General features: G+C 58.2%; 40 protein-coding genes. 38 read left to right on the plus strand and 2 right to left on the minus strand.

Translation table 11 applies throughout. From position 1 onward, the window contains the following. Nucleotides 1-67 precede the first annotated feature (67 nt). The 12 genes from H7U20_RS08415 (at nucleotide 68) to H7U20_RS08470 (ending at nucleotide 3,846) form a co-directional block, all read left to right on the plus strand. On the plus strand, nucleotides 68-259 hold the full coding sequence (locus H7U20_RS08415; protein WP_199519134.1) for a hypothetical protein: 192 nt from the start codon (nucleotides 68-70) through the stop codon (nucleotides 257-259). A gap of 318 nt (nucleotides 260-577) precedes the next feature. Next, entirely contained in the window at nucleotides 578-973 is a 396-nt protein-coding gene (locus H7U20_RS08420) for a glutaredoxin family protein (RefSeq protein WP_199519135.1), read from the plus strand. 100 nt (nucleotides 974-1,073) lie between these two features. After that, on the plus strand, nucleotides 1,074-1,265 hold the full coding sequence (locus H7U20_RS08425) for a hypothetical protein (protein WP_199519136.1): 192 nt from the start codon (nucleotides 1,074-1,076) through the stop codon (nucleotides 1,263-1,265). A 76-nt stretch (nucleotides 1,266-1,341) separates the two neighbouring features. Continuing rightward, entirely contained in the window at nucleotides 1,342-1,527 is a 186-nt protein-coding gene (locus H7U20_RS08430; RefSeq protein WP_199519137.1) for a hypothetical protein, read from the plus strand. 36 nt (nucleotides 1,528-1,563) lie between these two features. Next, entirely contained in the window at nucleotides 1,564-1,767 is a 204-nt protein-coding gene (locus tag H7U20_RS08435) for a hypothetical protein (protein ID WP_199519138.1), read from the plus strand. A gap of 60 nt (nucleotides 1,768-1,827) precedes the next feature. Further along, nucleotides 1,828-2,013 carry a hypothetical protein gene (locus H7U20_RS08440; RefSeq protein WP_199519139.1) on the plus strand — a complete coding sequence of 62 codons (186 nt, stop codon included), beginning with the start codon at nucleotides 1,828-1,830 and terminating at the stop codon, nucleotides 2,011-2,013. A gap of 54 nt (nucleotides 2,014-2,067) precedes the next feature. Continuing rightward, entirely contained in the window at nucleotides 2,068-2,271 is a 204-nt protein-coding gene (locus tag H7U20_RS08445) for a hypothetical protein (protein ID WP_199519140.1), read from the plus strand. Between the two features lie 66 nt (nucleotides 2,272-2,337). After that, nucleotides 2,338-2,538, plus strand: a complete 201-nt coding sequence (locus H7U20_RS08450; RefSeq protein WP_199519141.1) for a hypothetical protein — start codon at nucleotides 2,338-2,340, stop codon at nucleotides 2,536-2,538. 47 nt (nucleotides 2,539-2,585) lie between these two features. Then, nucleotides 2,586-2,780, plus strand: a complete 195-nt coding sequence (locus H7U20_RS08455) for a hypothetical protein (RefSeq protein ID WP_199519142.1) — start codon at nucleotides 2,586-2,588, stop codon at nucleotides 2,778-2,780. A gap of 204 nt (nucleotides 2,781-2,984) precedes the next feature. Further along, on the plus strand, nucleotides 2,985-3,197 hold the full coding sequence (locus H7U20_RS08460; protein WP_199519143.1) for a hypothetical protein: 213 nt from the start codon (nucleotides 2,985-2,987) through the stop codon (nucleotides 3,195-3,197). Nucleotides 3,198-3,366: 169 nt separating this feature from the next. Continuing rightward, a complete protein-coding gene (locus H7U20_RS08465; protein WP_199519144.1) occupies nucleotides 3,367-3,540 on the plus strand; it encodes a hypothetical protein in 174 nt (57 codons plus the stop codon). Nucleotides 3,541-3,648: 108 nt separating this feature from the next. Further along, a complete protein-coding gene (locus H7U20_RS08470; protein ID WP_199519145.1) occupies nucleotides 3,649-3,846 on the plus strand; it encodes a hypothetical protein in 198 nt (65 codons plus the stop codon). Between the two features lie 40 nt (nucleotides 3,847-3,886). Here the strand turns inward: H7U20_RS08470 and H7U20_RS08475 are convergent, their stop codons facing one another. Both H7U20_RS08475 and H7U20_RS08480 read right to left on the minus strand, forming a co-directional pair. Beyond that, nucleotides 3,887-4,027: a hypothetical protein gene (locus H7U20_RS08475; RefSeq protein WP_199519146.1), complete on the minus strand. Its 141-nt coding sequence runs from the start codon at nucleotides 4,025-4,027 to the stop codon at nucleotides 3,887-3,889. 78 nt (nucleotides 4,028-4,105) lie between these two features. Then, nucleotides 4,106-4,258 (minus strand): hypothetical protein, encoded by a 153-nt coding sequence (locus tag H7U20_RS08480; protein WP_199519147.1) that lies wholly within the window; start codon nucleotides 4,256-4,258, stop codon nucleotides 4,106-4,108. A gap of 262 nt (nucleotides 4,259-4,520) precedes the next feature. Between H7U20_RS08480 and rplC the strand changes: the two genes are divergently transcribed. The 26 genes from rplC to rpsD all read left to right on the plus strand — a co-directional run bounded on the left by rplC (nucleotide 4,521) and on the right by rpsD (nucleotide 17,071). Then, complete coding sequence (gene rplC / locus H7U20_RS08485) at nucleotides 4,521-5,177, plus strand: 50S ribosomal protein L3 (RefSeq protein WP_199519148.1); 657 nt, start codon at nucleotides 4,521-4,523, stop codon at nucleotides 5,175-5,177. A gap of 3 nt (nucleotides 5,178-5,180) precedes the next feature. Beyond that, the gene (gene rplD / locus H7U20_RS08490) at nucleotides 5,181-5,801 is read left to right on the plus strand and encodes a 50S ribosomal protein L4 (protein ID WP_093390445.1); all 621 of its coding nucleotides are present in this window, start codon (nucleotides 5,181-5,183) and stop codon (nucleotides 5,799-5,801) included. Beyond that, nucleotides 5,798-6,115, plus strand: coding sequence for a 50S ribosomal protein L23 (rplW, locus tag H7U20_RS08495; RefSeq protein WP_093390446.1), 318 nt, complete (start codon nucleotides 5,798-5,800; stop codon nucleotides 6,113-6,115). The genes rplD and rplW overlap by 4 nt, the downstream gene beginning before the upstream one ends. Further along, on the plus strand, nucleotides 6,115-6,942 hold the full coding sequence (gene rplB / locus H7U20_RS08500) for a 50S ribosomal protein L2 (RefSeq protein ID WP_093390447.1): 828 nt from the start codon (nucleotides 6,115-6,117) through the stop codon (nucleotides 6,940-6,942). Before rplW ends, rplB begins: the two co-directional genes overlap by 1 nt. A gap of 10 nt (nucleotides 6,943-6,952) precedes the next feature. Further along, entirely contained in the window at nucleotides 6,953-7,228 is a 276-nt protein-coding gene (rpsS, locus tag H7U20_RS08505; RefSeq protein WP_026133139.1) for a 30S ribosomal protein S19, read from the plus strand. Then, on the plus strand, nucleotides 7,225-7,557 hold the full coding sequence (gene rplV / locus H7U20_RS08510; protein ID WP_174900687.1) for a 50S ribosomal protein L22: 333 nt from the start codon (nucleotides 7,225-7,227) through the stop codon (nucleotides 7,555-7,557). Before rpsS ends, rplV begins: the two co-directional genes overlap by 4 nt. Before the next feature lie 9 nt (nucleotides 7,558-7,566). Continuing rightward, the gene (rpsC, locus tag H7U20_RS08515) at nucleotides 7,567-8,391 is read left to right on the plus strand and encodes a 30S ribosomal protein S3 (RefSeq protein ID WP_199519149.1); all 825 of its coding nucleotides are present in this window, start codon (nucleotides 7,567-7,569) and stop codon (nucleotides 8,389-8,391) included. A 2-nt stretch (nucleotides 8,392-8,393) separates the two neighbouring features. Beyond that, the gene (gene rplP / locus H7U20_RS08520; RefSeq protein ID WP_093390450.1) at nucleotides 8,394-8,813 is read left to right on the plus strand and encodes a 50S ribosomal protein L16; all 420 of its coding nucleotides are present in this window, start codon (nucleotides 8,394-8,396) and stop codon (nucleotides 8,811-8,813) included. Nucleotides 8,814-8,826: 13 nt separating this feature from the next. Continuing rightward, a complete protein-coding gene (gene rpmC, locus H7U20_RS08525) occupies nucleotides 8,827-9,018 on the plus strand; it encodes a 50S ribosomal protein L29 (protein WP_199519150.1) in 192 nt (63 codons plus the stop codon). Continuing rightward, entirely contained in the window at nucleotides 9,015-9,287 is a 273-nt protein-coding gene (gene rpsQ / locus H7U20_RS08530) for a 30S ribosomal protein S17 (protein ID WP_093390452.1), read from the plus strand. Before rpmC ends, rpsQ begins: the two co-directional genes overlap by 4 nt. Before the next feature lie 261 nt (nucleotides 9,288-9,548). After that, nucleotides 9,549-9,917: a 50S ribosomal protein L14 gene (rplN, locus tag H7U20_RS08535; RefSeq protein ID WP_099916730.1), complete on the plus strand. Its 369-nt coding sequence runs from the start codon at nucleotides 9,549-9,551 to the stop codon at nucleotides 9,915-9,917. Between the two features lie 9 nt (nucleotides 9,918-9,926). After that, nucleotides 9,927-10,241, plus strand: a complete 315-nt coding sequence (rplX, locus tag H7U20_RS08540; protein ID WP_093390454.1) for a 50S ribosomal protein L24 — start codon at nucleotides 9,927-9,929, stop codon at nucleotides 10,239-10,241. Nucleotides 10,242-10,247: 6 nt separating this feature from the next. Beyond that, nucleotides 10,248-10,787, plus strand: a complete 540-nt coding sequence (gene rplE, locus H7U20_RS08545; RefSeq protein WP_199519151.1) for a 50S ribosomal protein L5 — start codon at nucleotides 10,248-10,250, stop codon at nucleotides 10,785-10,787. 4 nt (nucleotides 10,788-10,791) lie between these two features. Continuing rightward, a complete protein-coding gene (gene rpsN, locus H7U20_RS08550) occupies nucleotides 10,792-11,097 on the plus strand; it encodes a 30S ribosomal protein S14 (protein WP_093390456.1) in 306 nt (101 codons plus the stop codon). Nucleotides 11,098-11,111: 14 nt separating this feature from the next. Further along, nucleotides 11,112-11,507, plus strand: coding sequence for a 30S ribosomal protein S8 (gene rpsH / locus H7U20_RS08555; RefSeq protein WP_154364084.1), 396 nt, complete (start codon nucleotides 11,112-11,114; stop codon nucleotides 11,505-11,507). Nucleotides 11,508-11,517: 10 nt separating this feature from the next. Beyond that, complete coding sequence (gene rplF / locus H7U20_RS08560; RefSeq protein WP_199519152.1) at nucleotides 11,518-12,051, plus strand: 50S ribosomal protein L6; 534 nt, start codon at nucleotides 11,518-11,520, stop codon at nucleotides 12,049-12,051. A 13-nt stretch (nucleotides 12,052-12,064) separates the two neighbouring features. Then, the gene (rplR, locus tag H7U20_RS08565; protein WP_093390458.1) at nucleotides 12,065-12,427 is read left to right on the plus strand and encodes a 50S ribosomal protein L18; all 363 of its coding nucleotides are present in this window, start codon (nucleotides 12,065-12,067) and stop codon (nucleotides 12,425-12,427) included. Nucleotides 12,428-12,436: 9 nt separating this feature from the next. Then, complete coding sequence (gene rpsE, locus H7U20_RS08570; RefSeq protein WP_093390459.1) at nucleotides 12,437-12,955, plus strand: 30S ribosomal protein S5; 519 nt, start codon at nucleotides 12,437-12,439, stop codon at nucleotides 12,953-12,955. A gap of 10 nt (nucleotides 12,956-12,965) precedes the next feature. Further along, the gene (gene rpmD / locus H7U20_RS08575; protein WP_217429967.1) at nucleotides 12,966-13,145 is read left to right on the plus strand and encodes a 50S ribosomal protein L30; all 180 of its coding nucleotides are present in this window, start codon (nucleotides 12,966-12,968) and stop codon (nucleotides 13,143-13,145) included. Between the two features lie 27 nt (nucleotides 13,146-13,172). Further along, nucleotides 13,173-13,604 carry a 50S ribosomal protein L15 gene (gene rplO, locus H7U20_RS08580; protein ID WP_199519153.1) on the plus strand — a complete coding sequence of 144 codons (432 nt, stop codon included), beginning with the start codon at nucleotides 13,173-13,175 and terminating at the stop codon, nucleotides 13,602-13,604. A 32-nt stretch (nucleotides 13,605-13,636) separates the two neighbouring features. After that, complete coding sequence (gene secY, locus H7U20_RS08585) at nucleotides 13,637-14,971, plus strand: preprotein translocase subunit SecY (RefSeq protein WP_099416588.1); 1,335 nt, start codon at nucleotides 13,637-13,639, stop codon at nucleotides 14,969-14,971. A gap of 19 nt (nucleotides 14,972-14,990) precedes the next feature. Beyond that, entirely contained in the window at nucleotides 14,991-15,209 is a 219-nt protein-coding gene (infA, locus tag H7U20_RS08590; protein WP_005663428.1) for a translation initiation factor IF-1, read from the plus strand. Nucleotides 15,210-15,238: 29 nt separating this feature from the next. Continuing rightward, nucleotides 15,239-15,352: a 50S ribosomal protein L36 gene (gene rpmJ / locus H7U20_RS08595; RefSeq protein WP_005663407.1), complete on the plus strand. Its 114-nt coding sequence runs from the start codon at nucleotides 15,239-15,241 to the stop codon at nucleotides 15,350-15,352. Nucleotides 15,353-15,379: 27 nt separating this feature from the next. Then, entirely contained in the window at nucleotides 15,380-15,745 is a 366-nt protein-coding gene (gene rpsM / locus H7U20_RS08600) for a 30S ribosomal protein S13 (RefSeq protein ID WP_093390461.1), read from the plus strand. Nucleotides 15,746-15,759: 14 nt separating this feature from the next. Continuing rightward, nucleotides 15,760-16,164 carry a 30S ribosomal protein S11 gene (gene rpsK / locus H7U20_RS08605; RefSeq protein WP_008444339.1) on the plus strand — a complete coding sequence of 135 codons (405 nt, stop codon included), beginning with the start codon at nucleotides 15,760-15,762 and terminating at the stop codon, nucleotides 16,162-16,164. Nucleotides 16,165-16,447: 283 nt separating this feature from the next. After that, nucleotides 16,448-17,071 (plus strand): 30S ribosomal protein S4, encoded by a 624-nt coding sequence (gene rpsD / locus H7U20_RS08610; RefSeq protein ID WP_199519154.1) that lies wholly within the window; start codon nucleotides 16,448-16,450, stop codon nucleotides 17,069-17,071. Nucleotides 17,072-17,145: the final 74 nt, after the last annotated feature.

Here is a 17,145-nt window from a genome sequence, read left to right on the forward strand (position 1 = left end):
GGCAGGGCGTGCGGACGGCATGCCCGGCCTGAATCCGTCCGTCCGATTTGCCATCTGGAGACGCACCATGAAAGTAAAAGTGAAATTGTCGTTGTTCCTGTTCGCGCTGGGCCTGGGCGGTTCGCTGGCCCACGCCGTGCCGAGCTGCGAGGTCCGATGCGAGGCCAGATACAACACTTGCATGAAGAGGAACCCGGACGTCCTGGCATGCAGAGATGAACAGCTCCAGTGCCGCCACGACTGCTTCGACCACAACTGAGCACTTCCCGCTAGCCTGCTGCCGTGTTTGAACCCGCGACCGGAGAACGAGCGATCGGCCCGTAGGCCCGCCATCGCCGGCCAGCGGGCGTCACTTGCAGTCCGCTAGCAATAAGTAGTAAATACGCAACTTTGCCGCATATATCTTTACTAAAAGTATTATTTAGGTAATATTGATATGCCGATTTCTTATGAGCAGGCGGAGTCGGCGAGGGCGGGGCGGTTCCCGATCGGAGCGCGTCCTGAGGTTCCCGCCGCAGCGCGCCGCACCGGCGTGCCGCATCGGCGGTCTCACCATCGGAAACAAGGCCGAGTCGACATGTTGATCCAGAAACTGAAGCAAACCGTTGCCTATCTGCTGGTGCTGGGCGCCGGCCTGGGCGCCGGCTACGTGGCCGTCCACGCGCCGCAGTGGCTCAAGTCGCCCTACACCGAGGGTAACTACGCCGCCTACTTCCCGGACGCCAAGACCCGGGTGGTGGTCTACGGCACCAAGCAATGCCCCTTCTGTGCCAAGACGCGCGACTATCTGCGCGGCCAGAACATCGCCTTCGCCGACTTCGACATCGACGACTCCAGCAAGGCCCGCGAGGAGTTCAAGCGCCTCGACGGCGAGGGCGTCCCCGTCATCCTGATCGGCAACCGCCGCATCACCGGCTTCAACCAGGTCGCCATCGACGACGCGCTCAAGCGCGCCGCCAAGCCCGGCGCCTGAGCCGCTAGAACACATCGCAACACCGCTGTGGCGGGCAGGGCGTGCGGACGGCATGCCCGGCCTGAATCCGTCCGTCCGATTTGCCATATGGAGACGCATCATGAAAGTCAAATTGTCGCTGTTCCTGTTCGCGCTGGGCCTGGGGGCTTCCGCCGCCAACGCCCGCCCGCCCAACTGGGAGTGCCTGCAGGGTTGCAATGCCGTCTACAAGTACTGCCTGAAGTCGCAGCCGAGCGCGGTCTGCGCCACCGAGCGCCAAGAATGCCAGGACGAGTGCATCGGCGCCAACTAGGCGTAAGGACGGCCCACGCGCCTGGCGCGCCGGCCGCGCCAGGCCAATGATTCGAATTGCCTGAGGAATGCGAGAGATGAAAAAGAAAATCGGTTTGTTTCTGTTTGCGCTTGGACTGGGTTCGTCGGCGGCCTACGCCTACCCCAACGTGGCGCAATGCCGCGCCCAGTGCGACTACGACTACCGCGCCTGCGTGCAAGCCGGCTTGAGCGGCTGCGTCGGCGAGCGCAGCACCTGCTGGGGTGACTGCGTGCGCATGTAATTGCTTCCCACAAAAAACCTATAAGGAAACCATGTCATGAAATTGAAAATCAAAGCTGCCCTGTTTATGTTCGCACTTGGTCTGGGCAGCGCTTCGGTGTATGCCGAAACGCCGCAGCATCAATGCCAAACCCAATGCTACAAGTCCTACAAGCTATGCAACGGCGGCCTGGTCGGTGAAATCAACGAGTACTGCCAGGAGCAGCTGATCAGCTGCCTGGACTACTGCGACAGCCTGTAATCGAGCCCACGCGCCCGGCCACCGAGCCGGGCGTCCGCATTGACTGGAGGAGAAGCACCGATGAAAACCAAACTGGCCCTGTTTTTGTTCGCCCTGGGGCTGGGCAGCTCGCTGGCCCACGCCCGCCCGACTTGCCAGGATCAATGCAAGCTCGACTACAAAGCTTGCCTGGCCAAGCATCCCGGCAGCCTGGAGTGCAAAGAGGATTGGCTCGACTGCCGCCATGGCTGCGCCGACCCCAGCTGAGCACGCCCCGGCAGTCTGGATGTTCCCTTTAAACCGACGATTGGAGAATGATTGATGAAACTGAAACTGAAACTCAAACTGGCCCTGTTCATGTTCGCCCTCGGTCTGGGCGGCTCGACCGCCACCGCCTACGCCAGCGGCAACTGGTGCCTGAACCAATGCCAGGCCGAATGGCAGTATTGCGTCAGCCATAACGGCGGCCCGCAGTGCAACGACACGTTGGTCGAGTGCCGCCACTTCTGCCTGCACGACCAATAAGCGTCAGCCGGCGCCGGCGCGTGCGCGCCGGCCCATCACCCTGTTGTCCACCTTGGAGAAAGAATCATGAAAATCAAACTGGCGCTGTTTATGTTCGCAATCGGCCTGGGCAGCGCGACCGTGTATGCCGAAACCCCGCAACACCAATGCCAAACCCAGTGCAACAAGGCCTACAAGCGCTGCACCGGCGGCATCCTGACGCCGGAGCCGAACGAGGCCTGCCTGGAGCAGCTCTACGCCTGCATGGACACCTGCGAAGGCCTGTAAGGCCGGCGTCGCCCCAATCAACTAGACAACTAGAAGGGATGGAAAAAATGAATAAGCTGAAACTGTCGCTGTTCCTGTTTACCCTCGGCCTGGGCGCCTCCAGCGCCTACGCCAACGACCCGGTGTATGCCTGCTACAAGCAATGCGCCGAGAACTACCGCCAATGCGTCGGCTTCGGCACGGGCCTGCCGTGCCAGCAGTGGCGCGAGGAGTGCGACTCCGGCTGCCCCGACATGGTGTAGGCGGCGCGCCGGCCTTGCTTGATCCGCCAATGCAATCTGGCGTTTGAGCACGATGAAGAAATTGACTTTGTTGTTGTTCACCTTGGGCATGGGGAGTTCGCTGGCCTATGGCCGAGTTTCAAGCCGGCGACAGTCGCCGCCGGTTAGCCCTGCCGTCGCCGCGATCCGGCGCCGGCAGGCCGGATTCAACTTTGGAGACCCGTCATGAAAATACAAGCCAAGTTCACCCTGTTCCTGTTCGCCCTCGGCCTCGGCATGTCCGCCGCCTACGCCTATCCGCCGGTCGGCACTTGCCGCAACAACTGCGACTACGAGTACCGCTACTGCATCAAGACCGACGTTCCCGGCGGCATCCCCACCTGCCTGGCGCGGCGCGACGCCTGCTACGACCGTTGCGACCACGCTTCGCCGCTCTGATCCGCCGGCGTGGAGGGCGGCCGACGACGCACGCATGCCGGCGGGGCCGCTGCACCCGCCTCCCGGCGTGACTGCACGTGGACCGCGCCCTTGACGCCGAGCCGCCATGGGCCGGCTTGGCGGTGTCGCAGCATTCCTCCGGCCAATCACTGAGTTTTGGAGAAACCCCATGAAATTGAAGATCAGCTTGTTCCTGTTCGCCCTCGGCTTGGGCGCGTCGATGGCCGTCGCGTCGACACCTTGCACTTACCAGTGCGATCAGCAATACCGTTCCTGCCTGAAATACGACACGCCGGCCGCCTGCAAGCAGCTGCGTGCCGAGTGCTACGGCGATTGCACGTAAGGATTGCCGTCCGCCACTGGCGGGCCCCTCCGGGCGCCCGCCAGCACACCCACCGGCCGCCGCTGCCGGGAACGATATCGCCAGCGTTGCTGGCAATGGAGAAACCACATGAAATTGAAGATCAGTTTGTTCCTGTTTGCCCTCGGCTTGGGCGCGTCGAGCGTCTATGCGGGCACGCAGGAGACCTGCCTGACGCGCTGCGCCCTTGCCTGGCAGGACTGCGTCGGCCGCTTCTCGACGCCGCAGGTGAGCGAGCTCTGCGCCATGCAGCGCGCGGACTGCGACTACTACTGCGAGACCCACTAGGCCCGGCCCGTGGGGCTGGCCGGCGCGCGGCTGGCCGGCCCTATTTGCGCAGCGCCAGCCCCAGCTTTTTCCGGCAGTCGTTGCGCATGGCCGCCTCCTGCCGGTTCGACTCCTTCAGCTCGGCCGCACTGGCCACCTTGCCTGGATCGTCCTGCTTTTCCAGCTCCGCCAGCGCGCCCATGGCCCGCTCGGCGAACTTGGCGCCGAAGCAGTGGCAGTACTCGCCCAGCTTGGCATTGCCCTTGAGGTCGCCCTCGCGTTAGGGGGCCGGCGAGGCCGCCGAATCGACGCACATCTTGGCGTAGTCGTCGACCATCCGGGCCGGCGCGGCGGCCCGTGCCGGGGCCGCGGCCAACAGCGCGGCGGCGCCCAGCAGGACTAGGCCGGCGCTCATTCTGGTGTGTGTTCGCATGGTTTTCCTTGCTTGTCGGGAAGGCTGCAATGTAGCACAAAATAATTATCATCAAGATAACATTTCCACTTCCCGCCCGGCGCGTCGCCGGCGCGTGCCGGCGGCGGCGCGGAAGCGCGACATAACCCGTATTAAGTTGTTGCGTCAAGGCCCTATTCAAGATACACTAGCCGGCTTCGGTATGGATTCGTCCTTTTTGAGTTCATACGTTACTTTGTAGTTAAACAAGCCCCGCCCAATCGCAGGTGGGAATGGAGAAAAAATGAGCCTAGGCCTCCTCGGTCGCAAGGTTGGTATGATGCGCATTTTCACGGACGAAGGGGATTCGATTCCTGTCACCGTGTTGGACGTATCGAACAATCGTGTTGCGCAAATCAAAACTCCTGAAACAGACGGTTACTCCGCTGTTCAGGTCGCATTCGGTCAACGTCGCGCTTCCCGCGTGACCAAGGCTGTTGCTGGTCATCACGCCAAAGCTGGTGTTGAAGCCGGTACTCTGTTGAAAGAGTTCCGCGTCGACGCCACCAAGGCAGCAGAACTGAAAGCCGGCGATGTCGTTGCCGCTTCCCTGTTCGAAGTCGGCCAAAAGGTCGACGTCCAAGGCGTTACGATTGGTAAGGGTTACGCCGGCGTCATCAAGCGTTACCACTTCGCTTCCGGCCGCGCTACCCACGGTAACTCGCGTTCGCACAACGTTCCAGGCTCCATCGGTATGGCGCAAGATCCAGGCCGCGTTTTCCCTGGTAAGCGCATGACCGGTCACCTGGGTGACGTTAACCGTACGATCCAGAACCTCGTCATCGCTCGTATCGACGCCGACCGCCAGCTGCTGCTGGTCAAGGGTGCGATTCCAGGCGCGAAAAATGGCCAGGTCGTAGTGTCGCCAGCCGTCAAAACCAAAGCCAAGAAGGGAGCTTAAACGATGGAACTCAAGCTCTTGAACGCGCAAGGTCAAGCCGCCTCGAACGTCGCCGCCGCCGATACCATTTTCGGTCGTGACTACAACGAAGCGCTGATCCACCAAGTCGTCGTCGCCTATCAGGCGAACGCGCGCGGCGGTAACCGCAAACAGAAAGACCGTGAAGAAGTTCACCACACGACGAAAAAGCCATGGCGCCAAAAAGGCACCGGCCGCGCTCGTGCTGGTATGTCGTCGTCGCCACTGTGGCGCGGCGGTGGTCGGATCTTCCCGAACTCGCCTGACGAAAACTTCACCCACAAAGTGAACAAAAAGATGTATCGCGCAGGTATCTGCTCGATCCTGTCCCAGCTGGCCCGCGAAGACCGTCTGACGATCATCGAAGATCTGACGATCGAAGCGCCGAAGACCAAGCTGCTGTCGCAAAAGCTGACCGGTATGGGTTTCGACTCCGTGCTGATCATCACCGACACGCTGGACGAGAACCTGCTGCTGGCATCGCGCAACCTGCCGAACGTGCTGGTTGTTGAACCACGTCACGCAGATCCGATGTCCCTGGTGTTCTACAAGAAGATCCTGGTCACCAAAGCTGCACTGGCTAAGATTGAGGAGATGCTGGCATGAGCGCGGTATTGAAATTTAGCGAAGAGCGCCTGATGAAGGTGCTGCTGGCTCCGGTCATTTCCGAAAAGGCCACCATGGTCGCGGAAAAGAACGAGCAGATCGTATTCCGTGTCACCAAGGATGCGACCAAGCCAGAAATCAAAGCAGCCGTTGAACTCTTGTTCAAGGTTGAGGTTCTGTCGGTTCAGACAGCCAACCGCCAAGGTAAACAGAAGCGTACTGGCGCCCACACCGGCCGTCGCAACCATACCAAACGCGCTTTCGTGTGCCTGAAGCCTGGCCAGGAAATCAACTTCTCCGAGGAGGCTAAATAATGGCACTCGTTAAGATGAAACCAACCTCACCAGGCCGTCGTGGCATGGTGAAAGTGGTGAACCCGGACCTGTACAAGGGTCGTCCGTTCGCCGCTCTGGTTGAGAAAAAATCCAAAACTGCCGGTCGTAACAACAACGGCCACATCACCACCCGCCACATCGGCGGTGGTCATAAGCAGCACTATCGCCTGATCGACTTCAAGCGCCAGAAAGATGGTATTCCAGCGAAAGTGGAACGGATCGAATACGATCCTAACCGCACCGCGAACATCGCTCTGCTGTGCTACGCCGACGGCGAACGCCAGTACATCATCGCCACCAAGGGCATGGCCGTTGGCGACAGCGTGATGAACGGTTCGGAAGCGCCCATCAAGTCGGGCAACTGCCTGCCGATCCGCAACATCCCGGTCGGCACCATCATGCACTGCGTCGAAATGCTGCCAGGTAAGGGTGCCCAGATGGCCCGCACCGCCGGCGCCGGCGTCGTCCTGATGGCGCGCGAAGGTACCTACGCTCAAGTGCGCCTGCGCTCGGGTGAAGTGCGTCGCGTGCACATCGAGTGCCGTGCCACCGTGGGTGAAGTCGGCAATGCCGAACACAGCCTGCGTAAAATCGGTAAGGCCGGCGCGATGCGCTGGCGCGGTGTTCGTCCTACCGTCCGCGGTGTGGTCATGAACCCGGTCGATCACCCGCACGGTGGTGGTGAAGGTAAAACAGCAGCTGGTCGTCATCCAGTTTCGCCTTGGGGCCAACAGACTAAGGGTAAGAAGACACGCCGTAACAAGCGTACTACTTCCATGATCGTCTCGCGCCGCGGCAAGAAATAAGGGGTAGCACATGACACGTTCATTGAAAAAAGGGCCGTTCTGTGACGCCCACCTGGTGAAAAAAGTCGAAGCCGCGCAAGCGATCAAAGACAAAAAGCCAATCAAAACCTGGTCCCGCCGTTCGACCATCATGCCTGACTTCATCGGCCTGACGATCGCCGTTCACAACGGCAAACTGCACGTTCCCGTGTACGTTTCCGAGAACATGGTTGGTCACAAGCTCGGCGAATTCGCGCTGACCCGCACGTTCAAGGGCCATGCCGCTGACAAGAAGGCGAAGAAATAATGGAAACCAAAGCTATCCTCAAAGGTGTGCGTTTGTCGGATCAAAAGGGTCGCCTCGTCGCTGACCTGATCCGCGGCAAGAAAGTTGACGCTGCACTCAACATTCTGCAATTCAGCCCAAAAAAGGGCGCGACCATCATCAAGAAGGTTCTGGAGTCGGCTATCGCCAACGCCGAGCACAATGATGGCGCGGACATCGACGAACTGTTCGTGAAAACGATCTACGTCGAAAAGGGCCCGATCCTGAAGCGCTTCACTGCACGCGCTAAAGGCCGGGGTGATCGTATCTCGAAACAATCCTGTCACATTTTCGTGACTGTCGGCAACTAAGGAGTCACGATGGGACAGAAGATACATCCAACAGGCTTCCGCCTTTCGGTTACCCGTAACTGGGCATCGCGTTGGTATGCAGGCAACGGCAATTTCGCTGCCATGCTCAACGAAGATCTGAAAGCACGCGCCTACCTGAAAACCAAACTGAAGAACGCTTCGGTTGGCCGCATCGTCATCGAGCGTCCTGCCAAGAACGCGCGCTTCACGATCTACAGCTCGCGTCCGGGCGTGGTCATCGGTAAAAAAGGCGAAGATATCGAAGTGCTGAAAGCGGCCCTGACCAAAATCATGGGTGTGCCGGTACACGTCAATATCGAAGAAATCCGCAAGCCGGAAATCGACTCGCAGCTGATCGCCGATTCGATCGCCCAACAGCTGGAAAAGCGCATCATGTTCCGCCGCGCCATGAAACGCGCGATGCAGAACGCCATGCGTCTGGGTGCCCTGGGCATCAAGATCATGTCGTCGGGCCGTCTGAACGGTATCGAAATCGCTCGTAAAGAGTGGTATCGCGAAGGTCGCGTGCCTCTGCACACCCTGCGCGCCGATATCGACTACGGTACCAGCGAAGCGTCGACCACCTACGGCATCATCGGTGTCAAAGTGTGGGTGTACAAGGGTGACCGCGCGCCGAACGGCGACGCACCAGTCATCGACACCCCGCCGGACGAGAAGAAAAGCCGCGGTCCACGTCGTGACGACGGCAAACCAGCTGGCCGTCCGCGTCCAGCCGGCGCCGGTGCGAAACCATCCACAGCACCAGGTGCACGTGTGCGTACCGCCGCTAAACCGGCCGTCGTTGCTGCGCCAGCTGAGAAAGCAGGAGAATAATCATGCTGCAACCAGCACGCAGAAAGTATCGTAAAGAGCAGAAAGGCCGTAACACCGGCATTTCGCACAGCCGCGGCACCGCCGTGTCGTTCGGCGAATTCGGTCTGAAAGCGGTTGCCCGTGGTCGTATCACGGCACGCCAAATCGAGGCAGCACGTCGCGCCATGACCCGTCACATCAAACGTGGCGGTCGTATCTGGATCCGCGTGTTCCCCGACAAGCCAATCTCGAACAAGCCCGCCGAAGTCCGTATGGGTAACGGTAAGGGTAATCCAGAGTACTACGTCGCCGAAATCCAGCCAGGCAAAGTCCTGTACGAGATGGACGGCGTGGACGAAGCGCTGGCACGGGAAGCTTTCCGTCTTGCCGCCGCTAAACTGCCACTGGCCACGACTTTCGTCGTGCGCCAAGTTGGCCAATAATTGGAGTTGAATTATGAAAGCAACTGAACTCCGCGGCAAAGACCAGGCAGCTCTGCAACAAGAGTTGAATGAGCTGTTGAAGGCCCAGTTCGGCATGCGTATGCAAATCGCTACGCAGCAGCTGAGCAACACTTCGCAGCTCAAGAAGGTACGCCGCGACATCGCGCGTGTAAAGACGGTAATGAACATCAAGGAAGCCAAATGACCGAACCAGTGAAAAAGCCGCTCAAGCGCACGCTGATCGGTAAAGTGGTGTCCGACAAGATGGACAAGACCGTTACCGTTCTGATCGAACGTCACGTCAAGCATCCTTTGTACGGCAAGATCATCATGCGCTCGAACAAGTATCACGCGCATGACGAAACCAACCAGGTCAAAGCCGGTGACACGGTCGAGATCCAGGAAGGTCGTCCGATCTCCAAAACGAAGGCATGGACCGTGACTCGTGTGGTGCAAGCCGCACAAATCGTTTAATTGGTCAGACCCCCCGCCGGCGACGGCGGGGGGTGTTTTCAATTAGTTCTTGCAAGCCCGCAAATTGTATGTGATACTTGCGGGCTTCGTTCATGTAACGCCGCAAAGTGTCTGGTCACAGACAGTAGCATTCGCGGTCAGTGCAGTACGAAGGTCAAGCACCCAAACAGCGGGGCCCCACGGGCGCCACTGGCGGGACCAAGACTGACCGCGGGTCTACATTGTGTGGATTCTTCGGCTTAAGTTGGGAAAGAGAATACTATGATTCAAACTGAAAGCCGGCTCGAAGTGGCTGACAATACCGGTGCCAAAGAAGTCATGTGCATCAAGGTATTGGGCGGCTCCAAGCGCCGTTATGCTGGCATCGGCGACGTGATCAAGGTGACCATCAAGGTTGCCGCGCCACGTGGCCGTGTCAAAAAAGGTGAAATTTATAACGCCGTGGTTGTGCGCACCGCTAAAGGTGTGCGCCGCCAAGACGGTTCCCTGGTGAAGTTCGACAGCAACGCTGCTGTCCTGCTGAACGCCAAGCTGGAACCGATCGGTACCCGTATTTTTGGACCAGTCACGCGCGAACTGCGCACTGAAAAGTTCATGAAGATCGTGTCCCTGGCACCGGAAGTCCTGTAAGGAGTCGTAATGGATAAGATTCGTAAAAACGACGAAGTCATCGTTCTGACCGGGAAAGATAAGGGCAAACGTGGCGTGGTTCAGCAGCGCATCGACGCTGAGCACGTCGTGGTTGAAGGCATCAACGTCGCCAAAAAAGCGACCAAGCCTAACCCAATGACTGGCGTTCAAGGTGGTATCGTCGACAAGACAATGCCGATTCACGTGTCCAACGTTGCATTGTTCAATGCAGCGTCTGGCAAGGCAGACCGTGTTGGTTTCAAAGAAGTGGACGGCAAAAAAGTCCGCGTCTTTAAATCGTCCGGCGAAGTAGTGAAGGCTTAAGAAATCATGGCACGTCTCCAAGAGTTCTATAAAGATAAAGTCGTTACCGACCTGACCACGAAATTTGGTTACAAGTCGGTAATGGAAGTTCCACGTCTGACCAAGATCACCCTGAACATGGGTGTTGGTGAGGCTATCGCTGACAAGAAGGTCCTTGAGCACGCTGTTGGCGATCTGACCAAGATCGCCGGCCAGAAGCCAGTGACCACCAAGTCGCGTAAAGCAATCGCGGGTTTCAAAATCCGTGAAGGCTATCCGATCGGCACCATGGTCACCCTGCGCGGCGCTCGCATGTACGAGTTCCTGGATCGCTTCATTACCGTGGCCCTGCCGCGCGTGCGCGATTTCCGTGGTGTGTCCGGTCGTTCGTTCGACGGTCGTGGCAACTACAACATCGGTGTCAAGGAACAGATCATCTTCCCTGAGATCGAGTACGACAAGATTGATGCGCTGCGTGGTATGAACATTTCGATCACCACCACCGCCAAGACCGACGACGAAGCGAAAGCACTCCTCGCCGCCTTTAAATTCCCGTTCAGAAACTGAGATCATGGCAAAACTCGCACTGATTAATCGTGAGCAGAAACGTGTCGACCTGGCAAACAAGTTTGCCGGCAAGCGCGCTTCGCTGAAGGCCATCATTGATGACCAGTCGAAGTCGGAAGAAGAGCGTTACGAAGCTCGCCTGAAACTGCAGGCGCTGCCACGTAACTCCGCTCCGACTCGCCAGCGTAACCGCTGCGCCATCACCGGTCGTCCTCGCGGCACATTCCGTAAATTCGGTCTGGGTCGTATCAAGCTCCGTGAATTCGCCATGCGTGGTGAGATCCCGGGTATGACTAAAGCAAGCTGGTAATAGGAGAATATGCAATGAGTATGAGCGATCCTATCGCCGATATGCTGACCCGCATTCGTAACGCCCAGGGCGTGCAAAAAACGACCGTGGCCATGCCATCGTCGAAAGTCAAAATTGCGATTGCCAACGTCCTGAAGGACGAGGGTTACATTGAAGATTTCGCCGTCGCCGAAACTGGTGGCAAGGCGGAACTGAAGATCGGTTTGAAGTATTATGTTGGCCGTCCCGTCATCGAGCGCCTTGAGCGCGTGTCCCGTCCGGGCCTGCGCGTCTACAAGGGCAAAGACGAGATCCCTACTGTGATGAATGGCTTGGGTGTGGCGATCGTGTCGACTCCGCAAGGCGTCATGACTGACCGCAAAGCACGCGCTACCGGTGTCGGCGGCGAAGTTATTTGCTACGTCGCATAAGGAGTTTGACATGTCTCGAGTAGCTAAAATGCCAATCGCTGTGCCGGCCGGCGCCGAAGTCGCCATCTCCGCACAAGCGATCACCGTCAAGGGCCCCCTGGGCGTCCTGACCCAGAGCCTGAACGGCCTGGTGACGGTGGAAAACAACGCAGGAACCCTCAATTTCGCCCCGGCCAACGACAGCCGCGAAGCCAATGCCATGTCCGGCACGCTGCGCGCCCTGGTCAACAACATGGTCACCGGCGTCACCAAGGGTTTCGAGAAAAAGCTGAACCTGGTTGGTGTGGGTTACAAGGCGCAAGCACAAGGTGACAAGCTGAATCTGTCCCTGGGCTTCTCGCACCCTGTGGTCCATGCGATGCCAGCCGGCGTGACCTGCGCCACCGCGACGCCGACCGAAATCCTGATCAAGGGTATCGATCGCCAGCAGGTGGGCCAAGTCGCCGCCGAAGTTCGTGCTTACCGCGCTCCTGAGCCTTACAAGGGCAAGGGCGTTCGCTATGCGGACGAAGTGGTTAAGATCAAAGAAACCAAGAAGAAGTAATTAGGGGCTGACGATGGATAAGAAAGAATCACGGCTTCGCCGCGGACGCCAAACCCGCATCAAGATCGCGGAACTGAAAGTAAATCGCCTGTCGGTGCACCGCACCAACCTGCACATTTACGCGAACCTGATCAGCCCGGACGCTAAAGTTCTGGTGTCGGCGTCGACGGCTGAAGTCGAAGTGCGCACCGAACTGGCAGGCAAGTCCGGCAAGGGTGGCAACGCCGCCGCCGCCGCACTGGTCGGCAAGCGCGTCGCTGAGAAAGCTTTGAAAGCTGGAATCACCGAAGTCGCGTTTGACCGCTCCGGTTTCCGTTACCACGGCCGTGTGAAGGCGCTGGCAGAAGCCGCGCGTGAAGCCGGTCTGAAGTTCTAAGGAACGATCATGGCAAAAATGCAAGCAAAAATGCAATCCGACAAGCCGGATGATGGCATGCGCGAAAAAATGATCGCGATCAACCGCGTGACCAAAGTGGTCAAGGGTGGTCGTATCATGGGTTTCGCCGCGCTGACCGTAGTTGGTGACGGCGATGGCCGCATCGGCATGGGCAAGGGCAAGTCGAAGGAAGTACCGGTTGGTGTGCAAAAGGCAATGGAAGAAGCCCGCCGCAACCTGATCAAGGTGCCCCTGAAGAACGGCACCCTGCATCACACCGTCTACGGCCGTCATGGCGCGTCGAAAGTGATGATGAACCCGGCCAAGCCAGGTACTGGCGTCATCGCCGGCGGCGCGATGCGCGCGATCTTCGAAGTAATGGGCGTGACGGACGTGGTGGCGAAATCCACCGGCTCGTCGAACCCTTACAACCTGGTTCGCGCCACGCTCGACGGTCTGTCGAAAATGAGCACTGCATCCGACATCGCCGCCAAGCGCGGCAAGTCGGTTGAAGACATCCTGGGCTAAGGTGGACATCATGACAAAAACAGTCAAAGTACAATTGGTCAAGGGCTTGATCGGCACGCGTGAAGACCACCGTGCCACCGTACGCGGCCTGGGTCTGCGTCGTGTTAACTCGGTTGCCGAGTTGCAGGACACCCCATCCGTGCGCGGCATGATCAACAAAGTCTCGTACCTCGTTAAAGTAGTCGCGTAAGCCTTCGGGCTTACCAACGGAGAAATCATGGAACTGAATACCATTCAACCAGCTGACGGCGCCAAGCACTACAAGCGTCGCGTCGGCCGCGGTATCGGCTCCGGTCTGGGTAAAACCTCAGGCCGTGGTCACAAGGGTCAAAAATCGCGTTCGGGCGGCTTCCACAAAGTCGGTTTCGAGGGCGGTCAGATGCCTCTGCAACGCCGCTTGCCTAAGCGTGGTTTCAAATCGCTCAACGCGACCTTCAAAGCTGAAGTGCGCCTGTCCGATCTGAACAATCTGGCGGTCGGCGAAGTCGACATCCTGGTGCTCAAGCAAGCTGGCGTGCTCGGCGTGCTGGCCCGCGACGTGCGCGTCATTCTGTCCGGCGAGATCACCAAAGCGGTGAACCTCAAAGGCCTGAAAGTGACCGCTGGCGCGAAAGCCGCCATCGAAGCAGCCGGCGGCTCGGTAGCCTGAGTTGACCGCTAACAGCTTGATCGGAGCGAAAATTGGCGACTAATCCACAACTTGCTAAAAGTGCAGCGGCCGGCTTCCCCTGGGGACGGCTGTGGTTTTTGCTTGGCGCATTGGTGGTTTATCGTATCGGCGCTCACGTCCCGGTTCCCGGGATCGATCCGGTACAATTAGCCGCGCTGTTCAAGTCGCAAGAGGGCGGTTTCCTGGGCATGTTCAACATGTTCAGTGGCGGCGCCCTCTCGCGCTTCGCAGTGTTTGCGCTGGGTATCACGCCTTACATCTCGGCCTCGATCATCATGCAATTGCTGTCGATCGTTTCGCCGCAGATGGAAGCGCTCAAAAAAGAAGGCGAAGCAGGCCGGCGCAAGATCACCCAGTACACCCGGTATTTCACGGTGGCACTGGCGACCTTCCAAGCGCTCGGCATCGCAGTCGCACTGGAATCGCAAGCTGGCCTGGTGCTGGACCCCGGTCTGGCATTCCGTTTCGTGACGGTCGTTACGCTGTTGACCGGCACCATGTTCCTGATGTGGTTGGGTGAGCAGATTACCGAGCGCGGCTTGGGTAACGGCATCTCGATCATCATCTTCGCCGGCATCGCCGCCGGTCTGCCGAGCGCCCTGGGTAGTTTGTTCGCCCAGGTCAGCAACGGTGCGATCGGCAGCTTCTCGGCGATCATCATCGTGGCCTTGGTGGCGTTGGTGACGTTCTTCGTGGTGTTTGTCGAACGCGGTCAGCGCAAGATTCTGGTGAACTATGCGAAACGCCAGGTAGGTAACAAGATTTACGGTGGACAGACGTCACACCTGCCATTGAAATTGAACATGGCCGGCGTGATCCCACCGATCTTCGCTTCGTCGATTATCTTGTTCCCGACCACGATCCTGGACTGGTTCTCGAAGGGCGCCGATCAGGCCAACCCGGCGATCCGGTTCTTGAAAGATTTGGCAGCATCGATGGGGCCAGGCGAGCCTATCCACGCACTGTTGTACGCCATCGCCATCGTGTTCTTCTGCTTCTTCTACACCGCTTTGGTGTTCAACAGCAAGGAAACGGCGGATAACTTGAAGAAGAGCGGGGCCTTCGTGCCAGGGATTCGTCCCGGTGAGCAGACAGCCCGTTACATCGACAAGATCCTCACGCGATTGACGCTGGCAGGCGCCATCTACATCACTTTGGTGTGTTTGTTGCCGGAATTTATGCAAGCCCAGTGGAAGGTACCGTTCTATTTTGGTGGTACTTCTCTGTTGATTATTGTAGTTGTCACCATGGACTTCATGGCGCAGGTACAGAACTACGTGATGTCGCAGCAATATGAATCGCTGCTGCGCAAAGCAAACTTCAAGGGCGGAATTCCGACGCGATAAGCGCTGGTAAACATACCGAATGGCAAAAGACGACGTCATACAGATGCAGGGCGAGATTCTTGAGAATCTCCCGAATGCAACATTTCGAGTGAAGCTGGAGAACGGGCACGTGGTGCTCGGCCATATTTCGGGTAAAATGCGGATGAACTATATCCGCATTCTTCCTGGCGACAAGGTGACGGTAGAACTGACACCTTACGATTTGAGCCGAGCCCGCATCGTGTTCCGGACCAAGTAAATAGATAATCGAACTTAAGAGAGAGCAAAATGAAAGTTAACGCCTCAGTCAAGCGGATCTGCCGCAACTGCAAGATCATCAAGCGCAAAGGCGTCGTTCGCGTAATCTGCGTCGAACCGCGTCACAAGCAGCGTCAAGGTTAATAACCGTTATTTATCGAGGAATAACGAATGGCACGTATTGCAGGGGTTAATATCCCCAATCATCAGCACACCGTAATCGGCCTGACGGCCATCTACGGCGTAGGCCGCCCACGCGCACAGTTCATCTGCGCCGCGACGGGTATTGCGACCGACAAAAAGGTCAAAGATCTGGATGACAACGAACTGGAAAAGCTCCGCGATGAAGTAGCAAAATTCATCGTCGAAGGCGACCTGCGTCGTGAAATCTCGATGAACATCAAGCGTTTGATGGATCTGGGTTGCTACCGTGGTATGCGTCACCGTAAGGGCCTGCCGGTCCGCGGCCAGCGTACCCGTACCAATGCGCGTACTCGCAAGGGTCCACGCAAAGCCGCACAATCGCTCAAGAAATAATCTAGGGAAATCACATGGCTAAGCAACAAAGCAGCGCAGCAGCAGCGCGCGTCCGCAAAAAGGTCAAGAAGAACGTCGCCGAAGGTATCGCGCACGTTCACGCTTCCTTCAACAACACCATCATCACCATCACCGACCGTCAGGGCAATGCCCTGTCGTGGGCGACCTCCGGTGGCGCTGGCTTCAAGGGTTCGCGCAAATCGACCCCGTTCGCAGCGCAGGTTGCGGCCGAAGCGGCTGGTAAAGTCGCAGTTGAATGCGGCGTGAAGAACCTGGAAGTGCGTATCAAGGGCCCTGGTCCTGGTCGCGAATCCGCGGTGCGCGCACTGAACAACCTGGGCATCAAGATCACCGAGATCCAGGACGTTACCCCAGTACCGCACAACGGCTGCCGTCCTCCGAAGCGTCGTCGTATCTAATACGCAGTCGGCGGCGGGTTCGCTCGCCCGCCTTCTGTCGTCGAGATCGGCCCGTTTCAGGCGTGGCACCCGGTGTCATGCACAAGTCGTAGAGAAAAATCGCTGGAGCAGGCAGCCGGAAACGGTTATACTGCCCGGCTATTGACGCCTGCCGAACTGTTTTGGCGGGTTTTTCGTTTTTAGCCACCGTCTGGCCGAAGCAGGACCAGACTAGCGCCTAACCGCATCAGCATGGTTTCCATGTGTGTGGCTGGGGCGTTATTATTTAAACAAAGGAAGCATCGTGGCACGTTATATCGGACCTAAAGCAAAACTTTCCCGTCGTGAAGGCACTGACCTGTTCCTGAAGAGCGCACGTCGCTCGCTCGACAGCAAGTGCAAACTGGACGTCAAACCAGGCCAGCACGGCGTTAAATCCGGCGCCCGCACCTCGGACTACGGCAACCAACTGCGCGAAAAACAAAAAGTCAAGCGCATGTACGGCGTGCTGGAACGTCAGTTCCGCCGCTACTTCGCCGAAGCGGACCGTCGTAAAGGCAACACCGGCGAAACGCTGTTGAAGTTGCTGGAAACCCGTCTGGACAACGTCGCCTACCGCATGGGCTTCGGCTCGACCCGCGCTGAAGCGCGTCAGCTGGTATCGCACAAAGCGTTCACCGTCAACGGTATCGTTGTCAACATCGCTTCGTACGCGGTCAAAATCGGCGACATCATCGCCGTTCGCGAAAAATCGAAAAAGCAAGTGCGTATCGTTGAAGCGCTGTCGCTGGCCGAACAAGTTGGCATGCCTAGCTGGGTTTCGGTTGATGCCAAGAAAATGGAAGGCACCTTCAAGTCCCTGCCAGAGCGTAACGAAATCGCCAACGACGTCAACGAATCGCTGATCGTCGAACTGTACTCGCGTTAATCGCAGTCGGTAAGATCCCCGCCCACTCCCCGGAGTGGGCGTTTTCACTAATGCCATCAGCCTTATCGGCGTAA

This window comes from Rugamonas violacea (assembly GCF_016461825.1).
Taxonomy (GTDB): domain Bacteria; phylum Pseudomonadota; class Gammaproteobacteria; order Burkholderiales; family Burkholderiaceae_D; genus Rugamonas.